The sequence below is a fragment of the Dawidia cretensis genome, from assembly GCF_018598175.1.
GTDB classification, from domain to species: Bacteria; Bacteroidota; Bacteroidia; order Cytophagales; family Cyclobacteriaceae; genus Ohtaekwangia; species Ohtaekwangia cretensis.
On the sequence record NZ_JAHESE010000009.1, the window covers coordinates 101133 to 119184 of the forward strand.

The 18052-nt window shown below is 53.5% G+C and carries 17 protein-coding genes; 10 read left to right on the plus strand and 7 right to left on the minus strand.

Going from position 1 to position 18052, the window contains the following annotated elements; genetic code table 11:
* Positions 1-7: 7 nt before the first annotated feature.
* On the minus strand, positions 8-2170 hold the full coding sequence (locus tag KK062_RS11565) for an Ig-like domain-containing protein (RefSeq protein ID WP_254084456.1): 2163 nt from the start codon (positions 2168-2170) through the stop codon (positions 8-10).
* 243 nt (positions 2171-2413) lie between these two features.
* On the opposite strand from KK062_RS11565, the gene KK062_RS11570 reads away from it, so the two are divergent.
* Entirely contained in the window at positions 2414-2743 is a 330-nt protein-coding gene (locus KK062_RS11570; protein ID WP_254084457.1) for a DMT family transporter, read from the plus strand.
* Here the strand turns inward: KK062_RS11570 and KK062_RS11575 are convergent.
* Complete coding sequence (locus KK062_RS11575) at positions 2740-3324, minus strand: DinB family protein (protein ID WP_254084458.1); 585 nt, start codon at positions 3322-3324, stop codon at positions 2740-2742. The genes KK062_RS11570 and KK062_RS11575 overlap by 4 nt on opposite strands.
* Positions 3325-3394: 70 nt before the next feature.
* Positions 3395-3982, minus strand: coding sequence for a Crp/Fnr family transcriptional regulator (locus tag KK062_RS11580; protein ID WP_254084459.1), 588 nt, complete (start codon positions 3980-3982; stop codon positions 3395-3397).
* A gap of 85 nt (positions 3983-4067) precedes the next feature.
* On the opposite strand from KK062_RS11580, the gene trxA reads away from it, so the two are divergent.
* A complete protein-coding gene (trxA, locus tag KK062_RS11585; RefSeq protein ID WP_254084460.1) occupies positions 4068-4370 on the plus strand; it encodes a thioredoxin in 303 nt (100 codons plus the stop codon).
* Between the two features lie 94 nt (positions 4371-4464).
* On the opposite strand, the gene KK062_RS11590 is transcribed toward trxA, so the two are convergent.
* Both KK062_RS11590 and KK062_RS11595 read right to left on the minus strand, forming a co-directional pair.
* Positions 4465-5160, minus strand: a complete 696-nt coding sequence (locus tag KK062_RS11590) for an NAD-dependent epimerase/dehydratase family protein (protein WP_254084461.1) — start codon at positions 5158-5160, stop codon at positions 4465-4467.
* A 42-nt stretch (positions 5161-5202) separates the two neighbouring features.
* Positions 5203-6006 (minus strand): helix-turn-helix domain-containing protein, encoded by an 804-nt coding sequence (locus KK062_RS11595; RefSeq protein ID WP_254084462.1) that lies wholly within the window; start codon positions 6004-6006, stop codon positions 5203-5205.
* 408 nt (positions 6007-6414) lie between these two features.
* On the opposite strand from KK062_RS11595, the gene KK062_RS11600 reads away from it, so the two are divergent.
* Together KK062_RS11600 and KK062_RS11605 are read left to right on the plus strand one after the other, a co-directional pair.
* Complete coding sequence (locus tag KK062_RS11600) at positions 6415-6894, plus strand: T9SS type A sorting domain-containing protein (protein ID WP_254084463.1); 480 nt, start codon at positions 6415-6417, stop codon at positions 6892-6894.
* 46 nt (positions 6895-6940) lie between these two features.
* A complete protein-coding gene (locus KK062_RS11605) occupies positions 6941-8995 on the plus strand; it encodes a tail fiber domain-containing protein (RefSeq protein WP_254084464.1) in 2055 nt (684 codons plus the stop codon).
* A 23-nt stretch (positions 8996-9018) separates the two neighbouring features.
* Here the strand turns inward: KK062_RS11605 and KK062_RS11610 are convergent, their stop codons facing one another.
* Complete coding sequence (locus KK062_RS11610; RefSeq protein WP_254084465.1) at positions 9019-9831, minus strand: DUF1206 domain-containing protein; 813 nt, start codon at positions 9829-9831, stop codon at positions 9019-9021.
* Between the two features lie 38 nt (positions 9832-9869).
* Positions 9870-11204, minus strand: a complete 1335-nt coding sequence (locus KK062_RS11615) for a PQQ-dependent sugar dehydrogenase (RefSeq protein WP_254084466.1) — start codon at positions 11202-11204, stop codon at positions 9870-9872.
* Between the two features lie 296 nt (positions 11205-11500).
* On the opposite strand from KK062_RS11615, the gene KK062_RS11620 reads away from it, so the two are divergent.
* The 6 genes from KK062_RS11620 to KK062_RS11645 are packed head-to-tail and all read left to right on the plus strand — an operon-like array spanning position 11501 to position 18052.
* Positions 11501-11836, plus strand: coding sequence for a hypothetical protein (locus KK062_RS11620; RefSeq protein WP_254084467.1), 336 nt, complete (start codon positions 11501-11503; stop codon positions 11834-11836).
* 3 nt (positions 11837-11839) lie between these two features.
* Positions 11840-13864: a chemotaxis protein CheA gene (locus KK062_RS11625; protein ID WP_254084468.1), complete on the plus strand. Its 2025-nt coding sequence runs from the start codon at positions 11840-11842 to the stop codon at positions 13862-13864.
* 28 nt (positions 13865-13892) lie between these two features.
* The gene (locus tag KK062_RS11630; protein ID WP_254084469.1) at positions 13893-14396 is read left to right on the plus strand and encodes a chemotaxis protein CheW; all 504 of its coding nucleotides are present in this window, start codon (positions 13893-13895) and stop codon (positions 14394-14396) included.
* 12 nt (positions 14397-14408) lie between these two features.
* Positions 14409-16088, plus strand: coding sequence for a methyl-accepting chemotaxis protein (locus KK062_RS11635; protein ID WP_254084470.1), 1680 nt, complete (start codon positions 14409-14411; stop codon positions 16086-16088).
* Positions 16089-16091: 3 nt separating this feature from the next.
* On the plus strand, positions 16092-16937 hold the full coding sequence (locus KK062_RS11640; protein WP_254084471.1) for a CheR family methyltransferase: 846 nt from the start codon (positions 16092-16094) through the stop codon (positions 16935-16937).
* 56 nt (positions 16938-16993) lie between these two features.
* The gene (locus tag KK062_RS11645) at positions 16994-18052 is read left to right on the plus strand and encodes a protein-glutamate methylesterase/protein-glutamine glutaminase (RefSeq protein ID WP_254084472.1); all 1059 of its coding nucleotides are present in this window, start codon (positions 16994-16996) and stop codon (positions 18050-18052) included.

Sequence of the window (18052 nt, forward strand, 5' to 3'; positions counted from 1 at the left end):
ATAGTCGTTATTTAACCAGGTATCGTTGTGTTGTGCTCTTCGCATCGTGCTGCAGACGGATCAGGTATAAACCTGCCGGTAAGGCCGGAATCTCTACGTCCAGTGTCGTGCTGCCGGTCGGAGTATACTGCTGACTGTAAACACCCACACCATCCAACGTCTTAACTTCCACCGTAGCGACGCTGGGCGATGTGCCTAAACCAAACGTAACGGTAGCCGTACGACCGATAACCCCTGGGTTGGGATATACCGCCACGCTTTCAGCTTCCGCTACAGGGGCTTGCACAGCCGCAGTCGATGCACCGCAGGCAGAAACAAACACCCACGCATCTTGCCAGTAGGTACCCGTGCCAGGGCCGTATGCCCATGCAGCACCATTACACCAGCCCGAATAGGGCCACTCACGGCACTGATACACACCGCCGGCGTTTTTCACCTGGCTACCGGCTACATAGCCGTTATTCTCTACATATTGGGGTGCATTGCAACCACCGGTAGGATTCGATACCGTAATGCTTACAGCCGACGAAGTCGTTGTAGCATTCTGATTATCGGTAGCGCGGGCAGTAATGCTATAAGTACCTGCCGTTACCCCTGTCCAGGTATAGCTATATGGAGATGAAGCATCTTCACCCAGTTTTGTGCTGCCCTGGAAGAATTCCACCTTGCTGACCGTACCATTGGCATCACTTGCGTTAGCAGCGATAGTAACGGAAGCGGGTGCTGTAAACGTTGCACCATTGGGCGGCGACGTCAGGCTTACCACCGGCGGTGTATTGCCTCCACTGGTCGTGGCAGTAATGGTCACCGATGAAGAGGTTGTCGTCGCACCCTGGTTATCCCTAGCGACAGCTGTCAGCGTATAGCTACCAGTGCCTACGTTGCTCCAGGTAAAAGTATACGGTGCCGAAGTGTCTTCACCGAGCAGGGCGCCATTCTGGAAGAACGCTACTTTTGTCACGGAGCCATCGCCATCAGAAGCATTCGCTGCCAGTGATACGGTGGCCGGTGCCGTAAACGTTGCGCCGTTGGCCGGCGAAGTAAGACTTACAGTGGGAGCATTATTGCCGCCACCCAAACTGCTGAAGTAAGCATAGTGGTTATTCACAAACGCGTCGCCCTGGGTCTTATCCCAGTTAACCGACCAGGTCATAATACCCCGCAAGTTCGGGTAGGTGCGGTTGGTGACGTACGCGCTGCCGTACGAAATACCCTTGATCAGATAGTTCAACGCCTGATGTACTTGTGCAGGCGCTACGTACCCACCTGCCGGCGCGGAACCTGTGCCGGTAGCTGGCAAACCAAAGGCTACCTGATCTTCACGCAACGCGGGGAAGACGTTGGCTGCATTACGCGCCACGGGGAACCCCTTCAGCAGCATGTCCGTCATGGCAACGATAAAGTCCGCTGTGCCCTGATTGTAGATCTTCTCGTCGAGCGCTACTTGCGAGCCGGTGTTGTAATACTGCACGTGTACAAAAGTGAGTAGGTCGCGCAGACCGTGCAGCACAGGCAGGTACCCACCAAAGGCAGTGCCGTAAAAGCCATAGCCTCCTTGTACATACTGTGTTTCCGGAGCAGACGTCAACCAGAAGTTTTTGCCCTGACCCCGGAAATACGTAACGAGCTCACGCGAAGCGGCAACCAGGTTGCTGATCTTCGGCGTCGTGGGATTCTTAAAATCTGTATCTCCTGGATTCAGGATCACCGAGGTGCCTTCGAGGTCAATGTCATAACCGTCAAAGCCGTACTCGGTGATGATCGTCTTCATCGAGTTTACAAACTTGGTGCGGTCCGCAGCCGTGTGCAGCTCGACGGGCGCGTCGGCACCCCCGATCGAGATCTGCACACGACGACCCTGCGCCTGCAGCGTACGGATGTCGGCGATAAACTCGGTTTTTGATTGTTGTACCGGCTCGAAGGTCATCGTCATATCGCCGGGCGCTACCGGCACAGCAAAAGCGATGTTGATGACATTATACTTGGAGTTTACGTCACGCAACCGAATGTAGGGAGCGGAAGCATTGTTCCAGTTGTGGAAGTAGCCAACCACGACGCGGTTGCCTAATTGGGCCTGGGCTGGTAAAGCCGGTAGCAGGATGCCAAGCAGGCATACCACCACTACCAGGCGAAACAAGCCTTTGAGGTGTTTTGTAGAAGTTGTGTTCATCTGTTTTGTTGTGTATGGTTGAATAAATAGGTGACAAGCAAACAGGCTATGAAGGCCTTGCGGTGAGCAAGGTCGCCATGAACACAAGCGACATAAAATGTAGTTATTGAATGGCAACGGACATTTATTGAATGGTCATTCGGTCAACTGTGTGCGGAACGCACATAGGAAATGACAAGCTCAGCATGTGCTGGCATACGACCGTTCGAAACCGTAGCTTTGCCAGGTAACAAACAGATTGTCATGCATTGGATATTACTGATCGTAGCGGGCTTACTGGAAATAGGCTTTGCTACTTCCCTCGGCAAAGCCCGCGAGGCCACCGGCACAACAGCGCAATTGTGGTACGCTAGCTTCCTGATCTGCCTCACGCTGAGCATGTACTTGCTGATGCGCGCCACGGAAACCTTGCCTATCGGCACCGCCTATGCGGTATGGACAGGGATTGGCGCCGTCGGCACAGTACTGGTCGGCATTTTTATCTTCCACGAGCCCGCGACTTTTTGGCGGCTGTTTTTTATCACAACGCTCATTCTCTCCATCGTCGGGCTCAAAGCCCTGTCACCACACTAACGGACGGCCTGTACGTCTATATCTTGCGACACCGGCAGGTTGCGGAGGGCCTGCTGTATATGACGCTCATCGTGGGCGATCAAAAAAGCAAACACATCGCCTAACCGCAACCGGATAAAAGTAGCGATGGAAATCGGCACACGCGTGGCCGTCAGGTCGGCACGCCGCGCACGCGAGAGCAACGCCAGCAATGTCTCCTGCTGATGGATAAACTCGGCCACGATAGCATGCGCATCGAGATTGGGCGGCGGCGCGTAAGCTTTCATGGCTTTGATCTTCCACTTGCCGGTCTCGGGCTGCATCATCCGCGTGAAATAGCTCCCGAGCCACGTACTGGTAAACGTCGGCGCGTCGGGCTGGCCGTCGTGACGTTGCAGTGCCCGGTCGATGGCCGGGAGATAAAAATGGCCATAGCGGTTCAGGTGCTCCAGACATTGGGCAATGCTCCAGCCACCCGTAACAGAGGGTTTCAGCAATACCTCGCTGTCCTGATTCTGAAAATAATAAATCGCATGCTGCAGGTGTCGCTCAACGCTGGCTTCCAGGCCGTCCAGCCAGTGATTTTTATCTACGGGGTTCATAGTGCAAGAGATTTGACGACACAAAGGTGGAGCAGCACCCGAAAGTAATTGTTGGTAAATACCAGGATTTTCAGATCCGCACACGATTCATAAACTTGCTGAAGTTGGTAGCGTCCATGCCCAGGTAATTGGCTAAATACTTATGCGGCACCAACTGCAGAATGTGTGGGCTCCGTTGTAATAATCGCTTGAATTTATCCTCGGACGAAAAACACTGTAGCTCCACCAACCTTTCCAATACGCCCGAAAGTGTTACGTTCAGACTTTGCCGTACCATCGCCGAAACGGCCGGCCGACCATCCATAAGTCGTTGCATCTCGGCAAAGGGAGTTCGCAGAAATACTGAAGGAGTCAACGTCTCATAAAAATACCGCGACGGCTGCTGCATCAAGAGCGAGTCCAGCACACCACCAAACGAAGGCGCATACGTAAAAACAATCGTCGCCTCCCGTGCCTGGTCGTCGGTATAAAATACACGCTGCACACCTTCCTCTACAAAGTACAGATAGCGCTCCACATCGCCGGCGCGGGTCATAATCTCCTTGCGACGGGCAGTGGTACGCGTCCAGATGCTGGCCAGTAACGACCAGTCTTCTTCTGGTAGGGCAAAGTGCATCTGGAGAGCTTGTTTCAGGGGATGATCGTCAGGCAGTGTCATACGCGAAAAGCGGAATCGATTCTTGTGCTGTCTAATTTAATGACTAAATTTTGAACCGGCAGAACCGACCCGGTGTTTTAAAAACATGGCAAATGGAAACTTTTCAACCCTGGTCAATAGCGAGAAGCTCACTTTCGTAGACTTCTCAGCAGAGTGGTGTGGCCCCTGTAAAACAATGGCCCCAATCCTGCAGGATCTCAAAGCACGCGTGGGTGACAAGGTCCGCATTATCAAGATCGACATTGACCGCAACCCCCAGGCGGCGGCCGCCTATCAGGTGCAAAGCGTACCAACGCTCATGCTCTTCAAAAACGGTAATGTCCTATGGCGGCAGTCGGGCGTCGTACCGGCTCATTTCCTCCAACAGGTTATCAACGAGCACGCCTGACCCTTGAAGTAATCTAAACAACACTTACACGCAACGGTACATGTCCCGCGCGGGGTATACTACGAGCGCACCTACCGAAGGGCCGGACAGTGCCTTAAATTTTATTGCCGTTCGCCCGCGCGGCAGTCGCTACGATGTCGGACACCTCGAGTATTTTTTTGTCGTAACCCCGCCGGGTAACATCAATCATGGACAGACCAAGTTCCCTTAGTGTGATGAATGCCTTCGGAAATAACGCGCGACCGATCGGATACATCCAGCCCATAAATTTATAAAGCGTTAATACGTTCTTCGCTCCCTTATCCGGCTTCATAAAGCCGGGACGATAGGCAAATACCTGCCGGAAGGGAAGTTTCATCAAGTCGTTCTCCGTCTTGCCTTTGATGCGCGCCCACATCGTCCGCCCCTGTTCCGTGCTGTCCGTACTCGCCCCTGACACATAGCAGAATGTCATCTGTGGATTGCGCGTGCTGAGAATGTCGGCAACGTGCAAGGTCAGCGTATGCGTGATCTTGAAATACTCGGCTTCCGAGAGACCTATCACCGACACCCCCAGGCAAAAATAACATGCATCATATCCCCCGAGCTGATCCTGTATAGACGACAAATTATAGAAGTCGCCATGGATAATCTCGCGCAGCTTCGGATGCGTAACGCCGCCAGGCTTCCGATTAATGACAAGTACGGCTTCTACGTTCGGGTTTCGCAGACATTCGTGCAACACGCCCTCTCCCACCATACCGGTGGCGCCCGTTATAATAACACGTAGGTTCGATGCTGTAGTTGCCATAGGATTGATTCGATAAAAATTTATGATAAAATGGTAATCGTGTTATACCAGCGAAGGCGCAACACCATAGGTTTTCTTAAACGCGAAGGAAAAGTGGGAAAGATCTTCAAAGCCCACCTCCAGGTAAACGTCTGAAGGCTTCCGTCCTTTCTCTTTGATCTGATAGTGTGCTTCCTCGAGTCGCTTCTGCAGCAGCCACCGGCTGGGCGATGTGTGGAACACCTTTTCAAAATCACGTTTGAAGGTAGCGATGCTCCGGCCCGTGAGATACGCAAAACGTTTAAGCTCCACGTTGAAGGCAAAGTGCTGTTTCATATAAGCCTCCAGGTCAATCTTGCCCGGCTCGCTAAAATCAAACAACATCGCCCTCAGTGCCGGGTCCAATTGTAGTAGCAAAAGCACCGCCTCATGGGTTTTTAACGCGGTGATTGCGTCTAACGATTGGCTGGCGCTACTTTCATAGGGAACAAGTGACGTCGCATACGCTGCATACAATGGGTCGCGACGCAGTGGCACCACCGACTTTCCCGCATACGGATTGACGGCCCCGGGTACCTCCGTTAACGCAAAGTCACGCAGACGCTCCTGACTAAAGAACACCGTAATGCTGCGCATCTGCCCACCCGCCCCGGGATACTTCACCGACCGCACCAATTGGTTACGTTTCACCAGAATGGTATCACCGGCCTGGTACATCTCCTTACTCGCGCCGGTATCGATCGCCAGGCTGCCTTCGAATATGTGCGTAAACGCGTGCTTCGAAAGAAACTTCTCGCTCTCGCGCTTAATGTTAGTATTGCAAGAATATAGCACCTCGGGAAGATGATCCTCACTACCGTTGCTCATAGCCTACTTGTTTTGTGGTAAGACGACGCGGCCCGCAGACTATTGTATGTCCCGGACCTCTATTCACAAAGTTCTATTTATCAGCAAGATAACACTTTGTTCAAAAGCTCAATATTCTTTGTTCAAAAGCTCATAACTTGATGTATCGGGGGGCCACGTCGTCATCTCACCCAGTATTTCCGATAGGGGATCTCTCCTTTTATATGTATATTCATTCGTGGGAAGGCTGCGCCCCCGTGCCGATCAGCCGTCAGTGAAAACGATTTCCTCCAGCAGCCCTTCCCAGGCCATTTTCCTATAAGCTGCTTCCGTACTCGTCGTTACAGGATTGTATTGTATACCGATCCTTACTCCGACCTGCTGCACAATTATGCCTCGCTCATTTTTACACTAAAGCAATATATATTTATGAAATCTCCTCCCAAAAGCATCCTCACAGGACTTGTGGCATTGCTCGCGTTGCCCCTCGCGGCCCAGCGCCACGAAGTTGTCTCTGCTGCCGGCGACTCTTTCAAACAAGACGCCGGGTCGCTGATTTTCACCGTCGGTGAAGTAGCGATCGAAACCACCACGACGCTGCCACACTACCTCACACAAGGCTTTCATCAGCCGGTACTACGCGTACAGGCCACACTAGACGATAGCGACACCGGAATCCCGCTCATAGTATTCCCCAATCCGGTCAATACGCTGCTATACCTTCGTAATGACACCCGAACAGCGCACCTCCGGTATACCGTGCTCGACGCGCGTGGCATCCCCGTACGCGAGGGTCCTATGACGGACCTTACGGAAATTTCATTCGAGGACCTGCCGGGCGCCTCGTACCTGCTTCAGGTAAAAAGACACCAGGCACTTATACGTCACTTCAAGATCATCAAACAATAAATCTCGCTATCACAACACGTTTTTCCATCTATAAATACCCCCCTTTATGAAAACACTGTCTATATTTTTACTCGCAATCATCAGCTTGAATGCCTGGGCACAGGTACCTACCGGCTTTAAATACCAAGCTGTTTTACGCGATGCCGCCGGCCAGGCAAAAGCTAACAGTACCTCGCTCGTCGGCATTCGCATTGTCCAGGGCAACGCCGCTGGCCAAGCCGTTTATACCGAAAACCATCATGCCACCGCGACAGAAACCGGACTTATTAATCTCACCATTGGCGACGGGAATGATCGCAGCAGCGACCTCGCTACTGTCGACTGGTCTGCAGGCCCTTACTTTCTGGAAGTAAGCATCGATGGTCAGCTCTATGGTGCCAGTCAGCTGATGAGCGTGCCCTACGCACTCTACGCGTTGAAGGCAGGCGCCACGGAAACGACTGCCCTCAGCACAGACAGCGCCTGGAACGTCTACGGCAATACCCGTACGACCTCCAACAATTTTCTCGGCACCAAAGACGAGTTGCCGCTGGTGGTCCGCACCAACAACATTCCCTACCTGCGCCTGACGACCCGGGGGCAATTAGAGCAGCTCAACACCGGGCATTCCGTATACCTCGGCGAGGGAGCGGGCCTGAACGACGACCAGGTAGTGAACGACAATGTATACGTTGGCTACCAAAGCGGGTTTACCAGCAATAGCGGCAGTCAAAACACAGCCGTAGGGTGGCGTACGCTTTATCAAACCACCTATGGCGCCGCCAATACCGCCATCGGGGTAGGCTCCTTGAGCAGTAACACCGTCGGTCGCTATAATGTCGGCATCGGTGTGTACTCACTCTACCATAGCACAACCGCTTCCAGCAACATTGCCATCGGTCACCACGCACTATACGCCAACACGACCGCGTCGGTAAACACCGCCATCGGCACATTCTCGCTGGCCGACAACCTGACGGGTGTCGCCAACACCACACTCGGTTTCAATACCCTGCGTCAGAATAACACCGGAAGCAATAACACAGCCCTGGGCCAGAATGCACTCTACTCAAACACCTCCAATAACAACAATACAGCCGTGGGGGCGGAAGCATTGTACCGCGGGTATGGATCCGACAATACCGCGATCGGCTACAAAGCCCTGTTCAACTCCAGCGGCTGGAACAACGTAGCGTTGGGCTCCTTCTGTCTTTCGGACAATTACGGCTTCGAGAACGCTGCTGTCGGAGCGTACGCGATGTATAAAAATGAAGGCAAATGGAATAGTTGCCTGGGCTCCATGGCGCTTTTTAAAAACGCCGGCAGTTTCAACTCCGCAATTGGGTTTAAAGCATTATTTAACAATACTGGTGGACTCGACAACACAGCCCTCGGTGTAGAAGCACTATTCGAGAACACACAGGGTAGTCGCAACACTGCCGTAGGCATGAAGGCCATGCAAAGCACGAGCGGCGAGCGTAACACTGCTGTTGGTTATGCGGCACTCTCATGGTATGGGGAAGGCAATTACAATACCGCCATCGGCTATGCCGCATTTCAGGGGAACAGCAGTTTAACTAACGCTACCGCTATAGGCGCTGGCGCACAAGTATTTAATTCCAATGAAGTCCGTATTGGCAATGTCTCCGTCACCAGGATCGGTGGCCAGGTAAACTGGACAGCTGCCTCTGACGGTCGCTTTAAAACGGACATCCACGAAGACGTACCCGGCCTGGAATTCATTCAACAGCTCCGCCCGGTGACCTATCGCGTTAACCACGACGTCATCGTCGCAAAAAATGCTGCCGCCGGCGTCGATGCGTCCGCCATTCCGAAAGATCTCACCTTGCATACCGGCTTCATCGCACAGGAAGTAGAGGCCGCTGCCCGGAAAGTAAACTTCGACTTCAGCGGCGTCAGCCGTCCCGAAAGACCCGAGGAGTGGTATAGCCTTCGTTATGCCGAGTTTGTTGTGCCGCTCGTCAAAGCCGTACAAGAACAACAAGCGCTGATCGACAGCCAACGCCAGCTGATCGAAGCCCTGACACAAAGAATACAAGCATTGGAAGGAAGATCTACCAGCAACACGCCGGCAGGATCACTCACCGCTGCTGTAAAATAGGCTGTATGAAAGGACCGGTGCGCTCACCGGTCCTTTTCCCATTTCATGTATATGCCCTGTAGAATCATAAAAACGCCGTACGCGACCGTACCAATCGCCACGATCACGAACAACGGATGGCCCAACAGGCTTTCGCCAATGAAATTAAATGCCTTGTCTGTATTTACCACCTCCTCGGGATCAGCGTGAATTGCACCCAGCACAAGAAAGTAGGACATGATCAATAAGATCGTACCGCGAGAGAAATGCCCGTACCACGCGAGGCTGTGGACCAATCGTTGGCCCATGCGCGAAAGTCGTTGCATGCTCAGCCTGGGCACATACAGGCGGCGTACAACATGATAAAACTCGAGTAACCCTGTGATACCGACTAACACCCCCGTCGCGCCAACCAACCAGGTGCCACCCCGCCAATCCAGCACCTCTTCTATCAGCAACCGTTGTTCCTCCACGCCATCGCCCTCTAACGCAATGCCCAACAGGGCTTGTATAGCAGAAAGCGCAATGATCGCATACGCCACGCTGCTTAACGCAGTCCCTATACGTGTGATAATTCCTTTGGCAGTAGCCGGTTCGTGAAAAGGATTGGCGATCGCTTCGTACAATCGCCAGGCAATGTAACACACCATGCCGAGTAGAATGCTCCAAACCAACACCCAACCGGCGAGCAGCTCGGTCAGAAACTCCAACATGCTATCTTCATCCGCGCCACCATCTTTCAGGCGCAGTAATGATAGCATGGCAATGGTGCCTATGCCAATATATACCAGCCCGATCGCTATAGATCCGCTCAGGGCCAGGTAACGAACCAGACGAGGTGGTGGGCGCCGCGGCATAGACGATTAACAAATGGATCGGATTACAGGAGATAAAATTACGGGGCTTTCGTAACGCTTACGCGCCAAATAATGTTTGACACATCATCCGTCACCAACAGCGTCCCATCGGGCGCCACGGCTACACATACCGGCCGGCCCCGTACCTCGCCTGTTGCTTCGTCTTTAATGAAGCCGGTCAAAAAATCTTCCGGCGTACCGGGCACACCGTTCGCAAAGGGAACGAATATCACTTTATAGCCGCTCAGCGCCGAACGATTCCAGGAGCCATGTTGCCCCACAAATGCGCCGCCGTGATAGTGACCGGGAAATGCTTTGGCGTCGTAGAATGCAAGGCCCAGGGAAGCCGTGTGCGATCCCACGGATACGTCCGGCACAATCACATTCCGGAGCGAGTCGGGCAGCGGCTCTTTTACAGCCGGGTCGTCGTGTGTCCCGAAGTACGTATAAGGCCAGCCATAAAATCCACCATCTTTTACACTGGTAATATAATCCGGTACCAGTTCATCGCCCAGGTCGTCGCGTTCGTTTACGGCCGTCCACAGTGTGTGGGTACCGGGTTGTAAGTCCATCCCTACCGGATTTCGAAGGCCCGCGGCAACGATTCGCTCGCCCGTGCCATCCGGGTTGATCTCGAGAATATTGGCCCGGCGTATCTCATTTTCAAAACCGTGCTCGGCACTATTGCTCCCCGAGCCGACGGACACATAGATTTTCGTGCCGTTATGATTGGCAATGATATTACGGGTCCAGTGATTGTTATATCCGCCGGCAGGCAACGACACTATCTTTTTACCGGTGCCTTGCATGATTGTCTGCCCTTCCTTGTAGGAATATTGCCAAATACCATCGGTATTGGCTACATAGAAGAATCCGTTCAGGATCACCATACCAAAGGGCTGGTTCAATCCCGATAAAAAGACATGCCGTTGATCGATGGTTCCATTATTGTCGGTGTCCTTAAATAACGTGATGCGATTTGCGCTTTTGCCCAGGTTCTGCGACCTGCTTTTACCCGATACGGCGTTACCTACCTTCTCCGGCATTTTGGGCTCGGTGTTAGCTTCTGAAACAAAAATATCACCGTTTGGTGCAACATAGATCCAGCGGGGATTCTTGAGTCCGTCCGCAAAGCGCGTAACCGTAAAACCCTGCGGCGCGACCGGTGTAATGTTTTCATCCCATCCTACCACATTACTGAACTTCTTCGCTGACTCAGTGGCATACGGTTCAGGTAGCGTTACGGTTTGCTTCTGCGCAGTTTGTACGGTATCCGCAGTCGTTGAGGGTGGTATGGAAGGCTTTCGGGATTCACAGTATACGCATAAAAATACCAATGTTATATACAGAAACGCACGTAAGGAAAGTCTCATATATGTATCCAAAAGTTGAATAAAGAAAAGGATTACCGTACAACGAGTAAAATATCATGCCACCGCACGGGACACACTCTAAGTATTTATACGGAAGTGTCGTGCGTATCTCCGCGTAATTCAAAATACGACATTCCTCCGATGCCGCTGTGAAAGCCGGCATTCTACCTTTGCCCTACGGCCAGGTATACTTTGGTCAAAAAACTCATCGCTATGCAAGCTTTTTACGCGGCGGAAAAACTTCCTTCTAAAAACATTTTTTCACGACCGGCCTACCGGCGCTTTTTGACTGCCCTATGAAGCCCATGGTGAACATCATCAAGACGCCGTCGGGTACCAAAGGTAAAATTACCGGCGAGCTTACCGGGCAACATGGCGCATCACTCACCGCCTTGTTTAACAAGCTCCGCACCAAGACTGACGTGACGTCGATTACCATTGACCAGCCGGTTGCTATTGACCTGTGCTTTCTACAGATGCTCTGGGCCTTCTTGCAGGAAACCCGTGCCGAAGGGCGTACCATCACGGTCTCTTCGGGGCTAAACGAAAACGACTTCAAGCTCCTGAAGCTTGCCGGGTTCGACGCCCTACTACAACCACAAGACACCGCCCTACCTCACGTGACTCACTAATCTATGGACCATCTCCAGGGCATATTTATTGCCGAGGCCGAAGAGCTCATCGCCAGCCTCGAAGAAACACTGCTGCAATTCGATAAGGACCGCACCAACAAAACGTCCATCGAAACCATCTTCCGGTCCATGCACACCCTGAAAGGGTCTGCCAGTATGTTTGGGTTCGAAAGCCTGAGCGCGCTCACCCATGAGCTGGAAACCGTATACGATCTGATCCGTACCGGACGCTTCGCCGCGACGAACGAAGTGCTGGAGGTAACGCTGGAAACGGTCGACCACGTAAAGAAAATCATTCGCGACCAGGGCTTACAAGACCCCGTCAACCGCGCGCGCCACGAAGCGCTGCGCAAAGCCATTGCCGGCCTGACCGGCGAGCAAATCCATACGCCTACCGGTATGGCTACCTTCTACGTGCACTGCAAACCCCACGCCAATGCGCAGCTGAAGGGCACCAATCCGCTATACCTCGTGGAAGACCTCGTGTCGCTCGGCACAGCCCGCGTGCTGCCCCACATGGACGAGGTTCCGAAGTTGGACATACTCGACCCAATGCTGTGTTATACCGGCTTTGAAGTATTTCTTGCGAGTAAAAACGCCTTGGCCGAAGTTCAGGGCGTCTTCATCTTTGCCGAAGACTGCTGCGAGGTGATCGTCGAAAAAATTGCCGACACCGACCTGCTTCAGGTTCCCGCATTTATACAGGCACTCGATATCAAACCGTTTGGTGCATCGCCGTTTGGACTGCCTGCCATCCAGCACCTGGTAGCCAACGCCTTACGCGCCGATACCACCACAACGACCGCCAGCACATCGGCAGATACAACGGCGCCTATACTCTCCACGGCGGCCAAAAATCATGTCACCAGCATCCGCGTGTCGTCCGACAAGCTCGACGAGCTATTAAACCTGGTGAGCGAGCTGGTCACTTCACAAGCAGGCCTTACGCTGCTGGCCGCCCGCCACAATGTACCGGACCTCGCCAACCTGGCCGAGAACATGGAAAAGATCTCACGCCGCTTACGCGAGAACGCCTTTAGCATTTGCCTGATACCCATTGATACCCTCGTCACGCGCTTCCAGCGACTGGTACGCGACCTATCGAAGGAGCTTGGCAAAGAGATCAACTTCAGCGCTGAAGGCGTTGAGACAGAGCTGGACAAATCCATCATCGAAAACATTACCGACCCGATCCTGCACATGCTGCGCAACTGCATCGACCATGGCATTGAATCACCGGCCGAGCGCGAAGCCAAAGGCAAACCCCGCCAGGGCTCTATTCGCATGAAAGCCTTTCACTCGGGCACGTTCGTATACATCCAGATCATCGACGACGGCAAAGGCATCGACGCCGAAAAGATCCGCCAGAAAGCAATAGCCAAAGGGTTGATCGCTGCCGACGCCGTACTCTCCGAAAAGGAGACCTACGATCTCATCTTCAAGCCGGGCTTCTCTACGGCAGAGCAAGTGACCGATGTTTCCGGCCGGGGCGTGGGCATGGACATTGTAAAACGTAACATCGAGGCGATCCACGGCGAAGTATCCATTGCCTCACGTGTACAGGAAGGCACTACCATTACCATCCGCCTGCCGCTGACGCTGTCCATTGTAGACGGCATGCGTGTCAGAATCGCCTCGTCAGAATATATACTCCCCTTGACAGCGGTAGACAAATGTTACGAGATCGAAACGCGCAAGCTGCGGCGGGAACACGCCCAGAAGATAGAATTCGACGGCACCCTGCTGCCGGTTTTTAATCTGCGCGAAGTCTTTCATGACGATGAGCCTAAACCCGACATCACGCAAGTCATAAAAGTACACTTCGACGAATTCCCGGTAGGGCTGGCGGTCGATGCCGTGATCGGCGAGTACCAGGCGGTCATGAAGCCACTCGGCTCGTTCTATGAAAACCGGGAAGAGTTCAGCGGAGCCACCATCCTCGGCGACGGCAGCGTCGCCCTGGTCATGGACATACACAAACTTGTACGCCAGCTCATTGACGAGAACCGCCTCTTACACCAGCACTAAATCTACCTTCACATATCCTCACATCATCATGGAAACCGTCACCGTCACCAGTCAGTCGTACCTAACCTTCCGGTTAGACGACGAGCTTTTTGCCACCAGCGTGGCCGACGTTTCGGAGATCCTGGAGCTCTCCAAGATCACCAAAGTACCCCGCGCTCCGCATTTCATGCGGGGGGTTATCAACCTGCGCGGAACTGTACTACCCGTCGTCGACACACGCTTGAAGTTCGGGCTCGAAAAAACACCCGATACTGTCAACACCTGCATTCTTGTATTGAACCTCACGATCGATGGCCAACAGATTATGCTGGGTGCCGTTGTCGATTCGGTACAGGAGGTACTCGAGATCGACGCTGCCAGCGTCCAACCGGCGCCGTCGATCGGATCGCGCTACAAGTCCGGGTTTATCAGCGGCATGGTCAAACATCATGACCAGTTTATCATGCTGCTCCACATCGGTCTGGTCTTCAGCACCGAAGAGCTCTCTATTTTACAAAACACCTCCGACCAGGAGTCAATCACTCACTCGTAACCTCCATCACTCATGAAACTCACCGTAAAAGCCCGCCTGATTACCGCCTTCGTCGTCTTGATCGGCCTGTCGGGCGCTATCTACTATATGGGTCTGAATAACATCGGCATGCTGAACGACCGTATCAACACGCTCGTAGACCTCAACGTAAAACGGATCATGCTTGCCTCGAAGGCAGCGGAAGACATTCAGCTTATTACAAAACGGGAAAAAGAGCTTATCATCACCAAGAGCCCCGAAGAAATACAAGAGTACGTCAGTGTGATTGAAGATCGCACCACCGAAATGTTGGGCCGCATGGATGATCTTAAAAGCATATCCGACGAGACCGGTATTGAGATCATGGAAGAGTTCACGACCAAGTGGAACGAATACGCCAAGATCTATGGCCGCATCAAATCACTGGCCATGCGCAATACCGACTCGACTTCTGCCGAAGCGTACAAGCTCTCCTCCGGTGACGGGCGCGCGGCAGCACTGGCCGCCATCAGCACGTTGGCAAAAATCTCGCGTAAAAATGAAAATGCCCTGGCCTTGGCCAAGACCGAAACCGACAAGTTGTATAACGAAGCCAAAACACAAATGGCCTTCCTTCTTATTACGGCAGTATTGATCTCCATCGGTATTTCGATCTGGATCATCACAGCTATTACGCGATCGATCGGCTATGCCAAGGCTGCCATCAAGAGCGTTTCTGAAGGTGACCTCACGGTGAATATCGAGAACACGTCGCATGACGAGCTGGGCGAGCTGATTGACTATATCAAAGCCATGGTGGACAAACTCCGCGAAGTCCTCACGTTTGTTTCGACCGCGTCTGACCACATCGCCACCGCCAGCGCGCAGATGAGCGCTACATCGCAGCAGATGTCGCAAGGCTCGCAAGAGCAGGCTGCGTCGGCGGAACAGATTTCGTCATCGATGGAAGAAATGGCGGCAAACATCCAGCAAAACACCGACAATGCACAGCAGACCGAAAAGATCGCTCTGAAAGCAGCCGACGATATTCAAGATGGTAGCCGATCCGTTAACCATACCGTTGAGTCCATGAAAAAAATTGCCGAGAAGATCTCCATCATCGGCGAGATTGCCCGTCAGACCAACTTGCTGGCGCTGAACGCCGCCGTAGAGGCAGCCCGTGCCGGCGACCATGGCAAAGGCTTTGCGGTTGTCGCCGCCGAAGTACGCAAGCTGGCCGAGCGTAGCCAGGTGGCTGCCGCGGAAATCAATGAGCTTTCCTCCGCGAGCGTGGCGATTGCCGATCGCTCCGGCAAAGTACTCGACCAGATCGTGCCGAACATCCAAAGCACAGCCAAGCTGGTACAAGAGATCTCTGCCGCCAGTCTCGAGCAGAATACCGGTGCCGAGCAGGTAAACAACGCCATCCAGCAATTCAACCAGGTGATCCAACAAAACGCGTCGGCGTCAGAAGAAATGGCCAGTGGTGCCGAAGAGCTGTCAAGCCAGGCCGACCACCTGCGCGAAACCGTATCGTTCTTCCGCCTCGATAAAAACGCACAACGCGCCGCTGCCACGACGCTCTATAAATCGCGTCCCGCACAAGCCGGCGCCGGCGCACCGAACCTGTACAAAAGTGCTGTGAAAAATGCCCCGTCCAAGATGGGTGGTATAAATCTCGACATGGGCAACCACGAGAACGACCAGCTCGACAAGCGCTACGAAAACTTCTAATCCATGGCCGCACTCGCGCAGCCACAAAAACTTTCCGACGCTGACTTCAGCCGGCTCAGCAGATTCATTTACAAGGAGTGTGGGATCAATCTCACACCCTTGAAAAAGATCCTGCTGGAAAGCCGGCTGCAAAAGCGACTCGAGCATCTACACATCGGCACGTTCTCGGCGTACTGCGATTACGTCATGAGCCCTGCCGGCCTGCAACAAGAGCTCGTGTATATGATCGACGCGGTCGCGACCAACAAGACCGATTTTTTCCGCGAGCCGGTACACTTCGACTTCATGCGCGAGCACCTTCTGCCCGCCTGGTATGCCAACCGTCCGTCGGGTACTTTTAAAGTATGGAGCTCCGCCTGCTCGTCGGGTGAAGAGCCGTATACGATCGCCATGGTGCTCGAAGAGTTTGGCATTGGTCATCCCCTCAGCTACCGTATTGTAGCATCCGACATCTCTACAAAAGTGTTGAAGAAAGCCATACAGGCCATCTACCCCATGCAAAGCGTCGCCCAGGTCCCCATGGCCTTGTGCAAGCGATACCTGCTACGAAGTAAAGACAAGGAAGGCGAGCGTCCCACCATTCGCATGGGCCCACGGCTACGCACCAGGGTGGAGTTTAAACGTATCAACCTGATCGAGGATATCACCGGCATTGACAACGACTTCGATCTGATCTTTTGCCGCAACGTCTTGATCTACTTCGATCGGGCCACCCAGGAAACGGTGCTTCGCAAACTGCTGTCGAAATTGCGCCGGGGCGGATATTTGTTTATCGGACACTCGGAGTCCGTGCACCATCTCAACCTGCCCGTACAACAGGTCAAGCCAACTATTTTCCGAAAACTATAATATGTCTATACCCAAAAGACTATCTTCAACCAGGAATTGAACCCTCTCGTACTTCCATGTTGAAGAAAAAGATCAGCGTACTGATCGTAGACGATTCCGCGCTCATGCGCCAGGTATTGTCCGAAATACTACAAAGCGATCCTGAGATCGAAGTCATGGCCACGGCCGCCGACCCGTACATTGCCGCCAAGAAGATCGGCGAGCAGGTGCCCGACGTCATTACCCTCGACGTCGAAATGCCGCGCATGGACGGGCTGACATTTCTGCAAAAGATCATGTCGCAGCATCCCATCCCTGTTGTGATTATTTCCAGCCTTACCACCAAAGGTGCCGACTCGGCCGTGTTGGCCATGGTATACGGCGCCGTAGAAGTGGTCCAAAAACCTGTTATGGTCGGTGGCATGGCCGCCGAAAGCAAACAACATATCATCGACGTCGTGAAGAACGCCAGCAAGGCCCGCCTCCGTCGTCGGTCCGCTGCCGCTCAGCAACAAGTACTCGCATCGGCATCGGCCATCCATGGCGGCAACACCAAAAGCCTGGTACAAACCACTGACAAGGTGATCGCGCTCGGCGCCTCGACAGGTGGCACCGAAGCTATCCTCGCCTTCCTGCGCGAAATGCCCATCGACTGTTACGGCATCATCGTCGTTCAGCATATGCCCGAGCTCTTCACCCGCTCGTTCGCACAGCGCATGGACTCGATCTGCCGCATCAGCGTTAAAGAAGCCGAGCACGGCGACAGTGTCTTGCGTGGTCGTTGCCTGATTGCTCCCGGAAACCGCCACATGGAGCTGCGGCGCAGCGGCGCACGCTACTACGTGCACCTCGACGACGGCCCCCCGGTAAATCGACACCGTCCCTCCGTCAATGTATTATTCAAATCTGTCGCCAGGTTCGCGGGCAAAAACGCCATCGGCATTATCATGACGGGCATGGGCGCCGACGGCGCCGCAGGCATGCTGGAAATGAAAAGTGCCGGCGCCCATACCATTGCCCAGGACGAAGAATCGTGCATCGTCTTCGGCATGCCCAAAGAAGCCATTAAGCTCGGCGGCGTCTCTAAAATCCTCCCGCTTTTCCGCATCGCTTCCTACGTCAGCAGCCTGCCGTAA

Bases quoted from the DNA above. Each gene is read 5' to 3' on its own strand.
- KK062_RS11565 (WP_254084456.1), bottom strand. From the start codon at position 2,170: ATGAACACAACTTCTACAAAACACCTCAAAGGCTTGTTTCGCCTGGTA.
- KK062_RS11570 (WP_254084457.1), top strand. From the start codon at position 2,414: ATGCATTGGATATTACTGATCGTAGCGGGCTTACTGGAAATAGGCTTT.
- KK062_RS11575 (WP_254084458.1), bottom strand. From the start codon at position 3,324: ATGAACCCCGTAGATAAAAATCACTGGCTGGACGGCCTGGAAGCCAGC.
- KK062_RS11580 (WP_254084459.1), bottom strand. From the start codon at position 3,982: ATGACACTGCCTGACGATCATCCCCTGAAACAAGCTCTCCAGATGCAC.
- trxA (WP_254084460.1), top strand. From the start codon at position 4,068: ATGGCAAATGGAAACTTTTCAACCCTGGTCAATAGCGAGAAGCTCACT.
- KK062_RS11590 (WP_254084461.1), bottom strand. From the start codon at position 5,160: ATGGCAACTACAGCATCGAACCTACGTGTTATTATAACGGGCGCCACC.
- KK062_RS11595 (WP_254084462.1), bottom strand. From the start codon at position 6,006: ATGAGCAACGGTAGTGAGGATCATCTTCCCGAGGTGCTATATTCTTGC.
- KK062_RS11600 (WP_254084463.1), top strand. From the start codon at position 6,415: ATGAAATCTCCTCCCAAAAGCATCCTCACAGGACTTGTGGCATTGCTC.
- KK062_RS11605 (WP_254084464.1), top strand. From the start codon at position 6,941: ATGAAAACACTGTCTATATTTTTACTCGCAATCATCAGCTTGAATGCC.
- KK062_RS11610 (WP_254084465.1), bottom strand. From the start codon at position 9,831: ATGCCGCGGCGCCCACCACCTCGTCTGGTTCGTTACCTGGCCCTGAGC.
- KK062_RS11615 (WP_254084466.1), bottom strand. From the start codon at position 11,204: ATGAGACTTTCCTTACGTGCGTTTCTGTATATAACATTGGTATTTTTA.
- KK062_RS11620 (WP_254084467.1), top strand. From the start codon at position 11,501: ATGAAGCCCATGGTGAACATCATCAAGACGCCGTCGGGTACCAAAGGT.
- KK062_RS11625 (WP_254084468.1), top strand. From the start codon at position 11,840: ATGGACCATCTCCAGGGCATATTTATTGCCGAGGCCGAAGAGCTCATC.
- KK062_RS11630 (WP_254084469.1), top strand. From the start codon at position 13,893: ATGGAAACCGTCACCGTCACCAGTCAGTCGTACCTAACCTTCCGGTTA.
- KK062_RS11635 (WP_254084470.1), top strand. From the start codon at position 14,409: ATGAAACTCACCGTAAAAGCCCGCCTGATTACCGCCTTCGTCGTCTTG.
- KK062_RS11640 (WP_254084471.1), top strand. From the start codon at position 16,092: ATGGCCGCACTCGCGCAGCCACAAAAACTTTCCGACGCTGACTTCAGC.
- KK062_RS11645 (WP_254084472.1), top strand. From the start codon at position 16,994: ATGTTGAAGAAAAAGATCAGCGTACTGATCGTAGACGATTCCGCGCTC.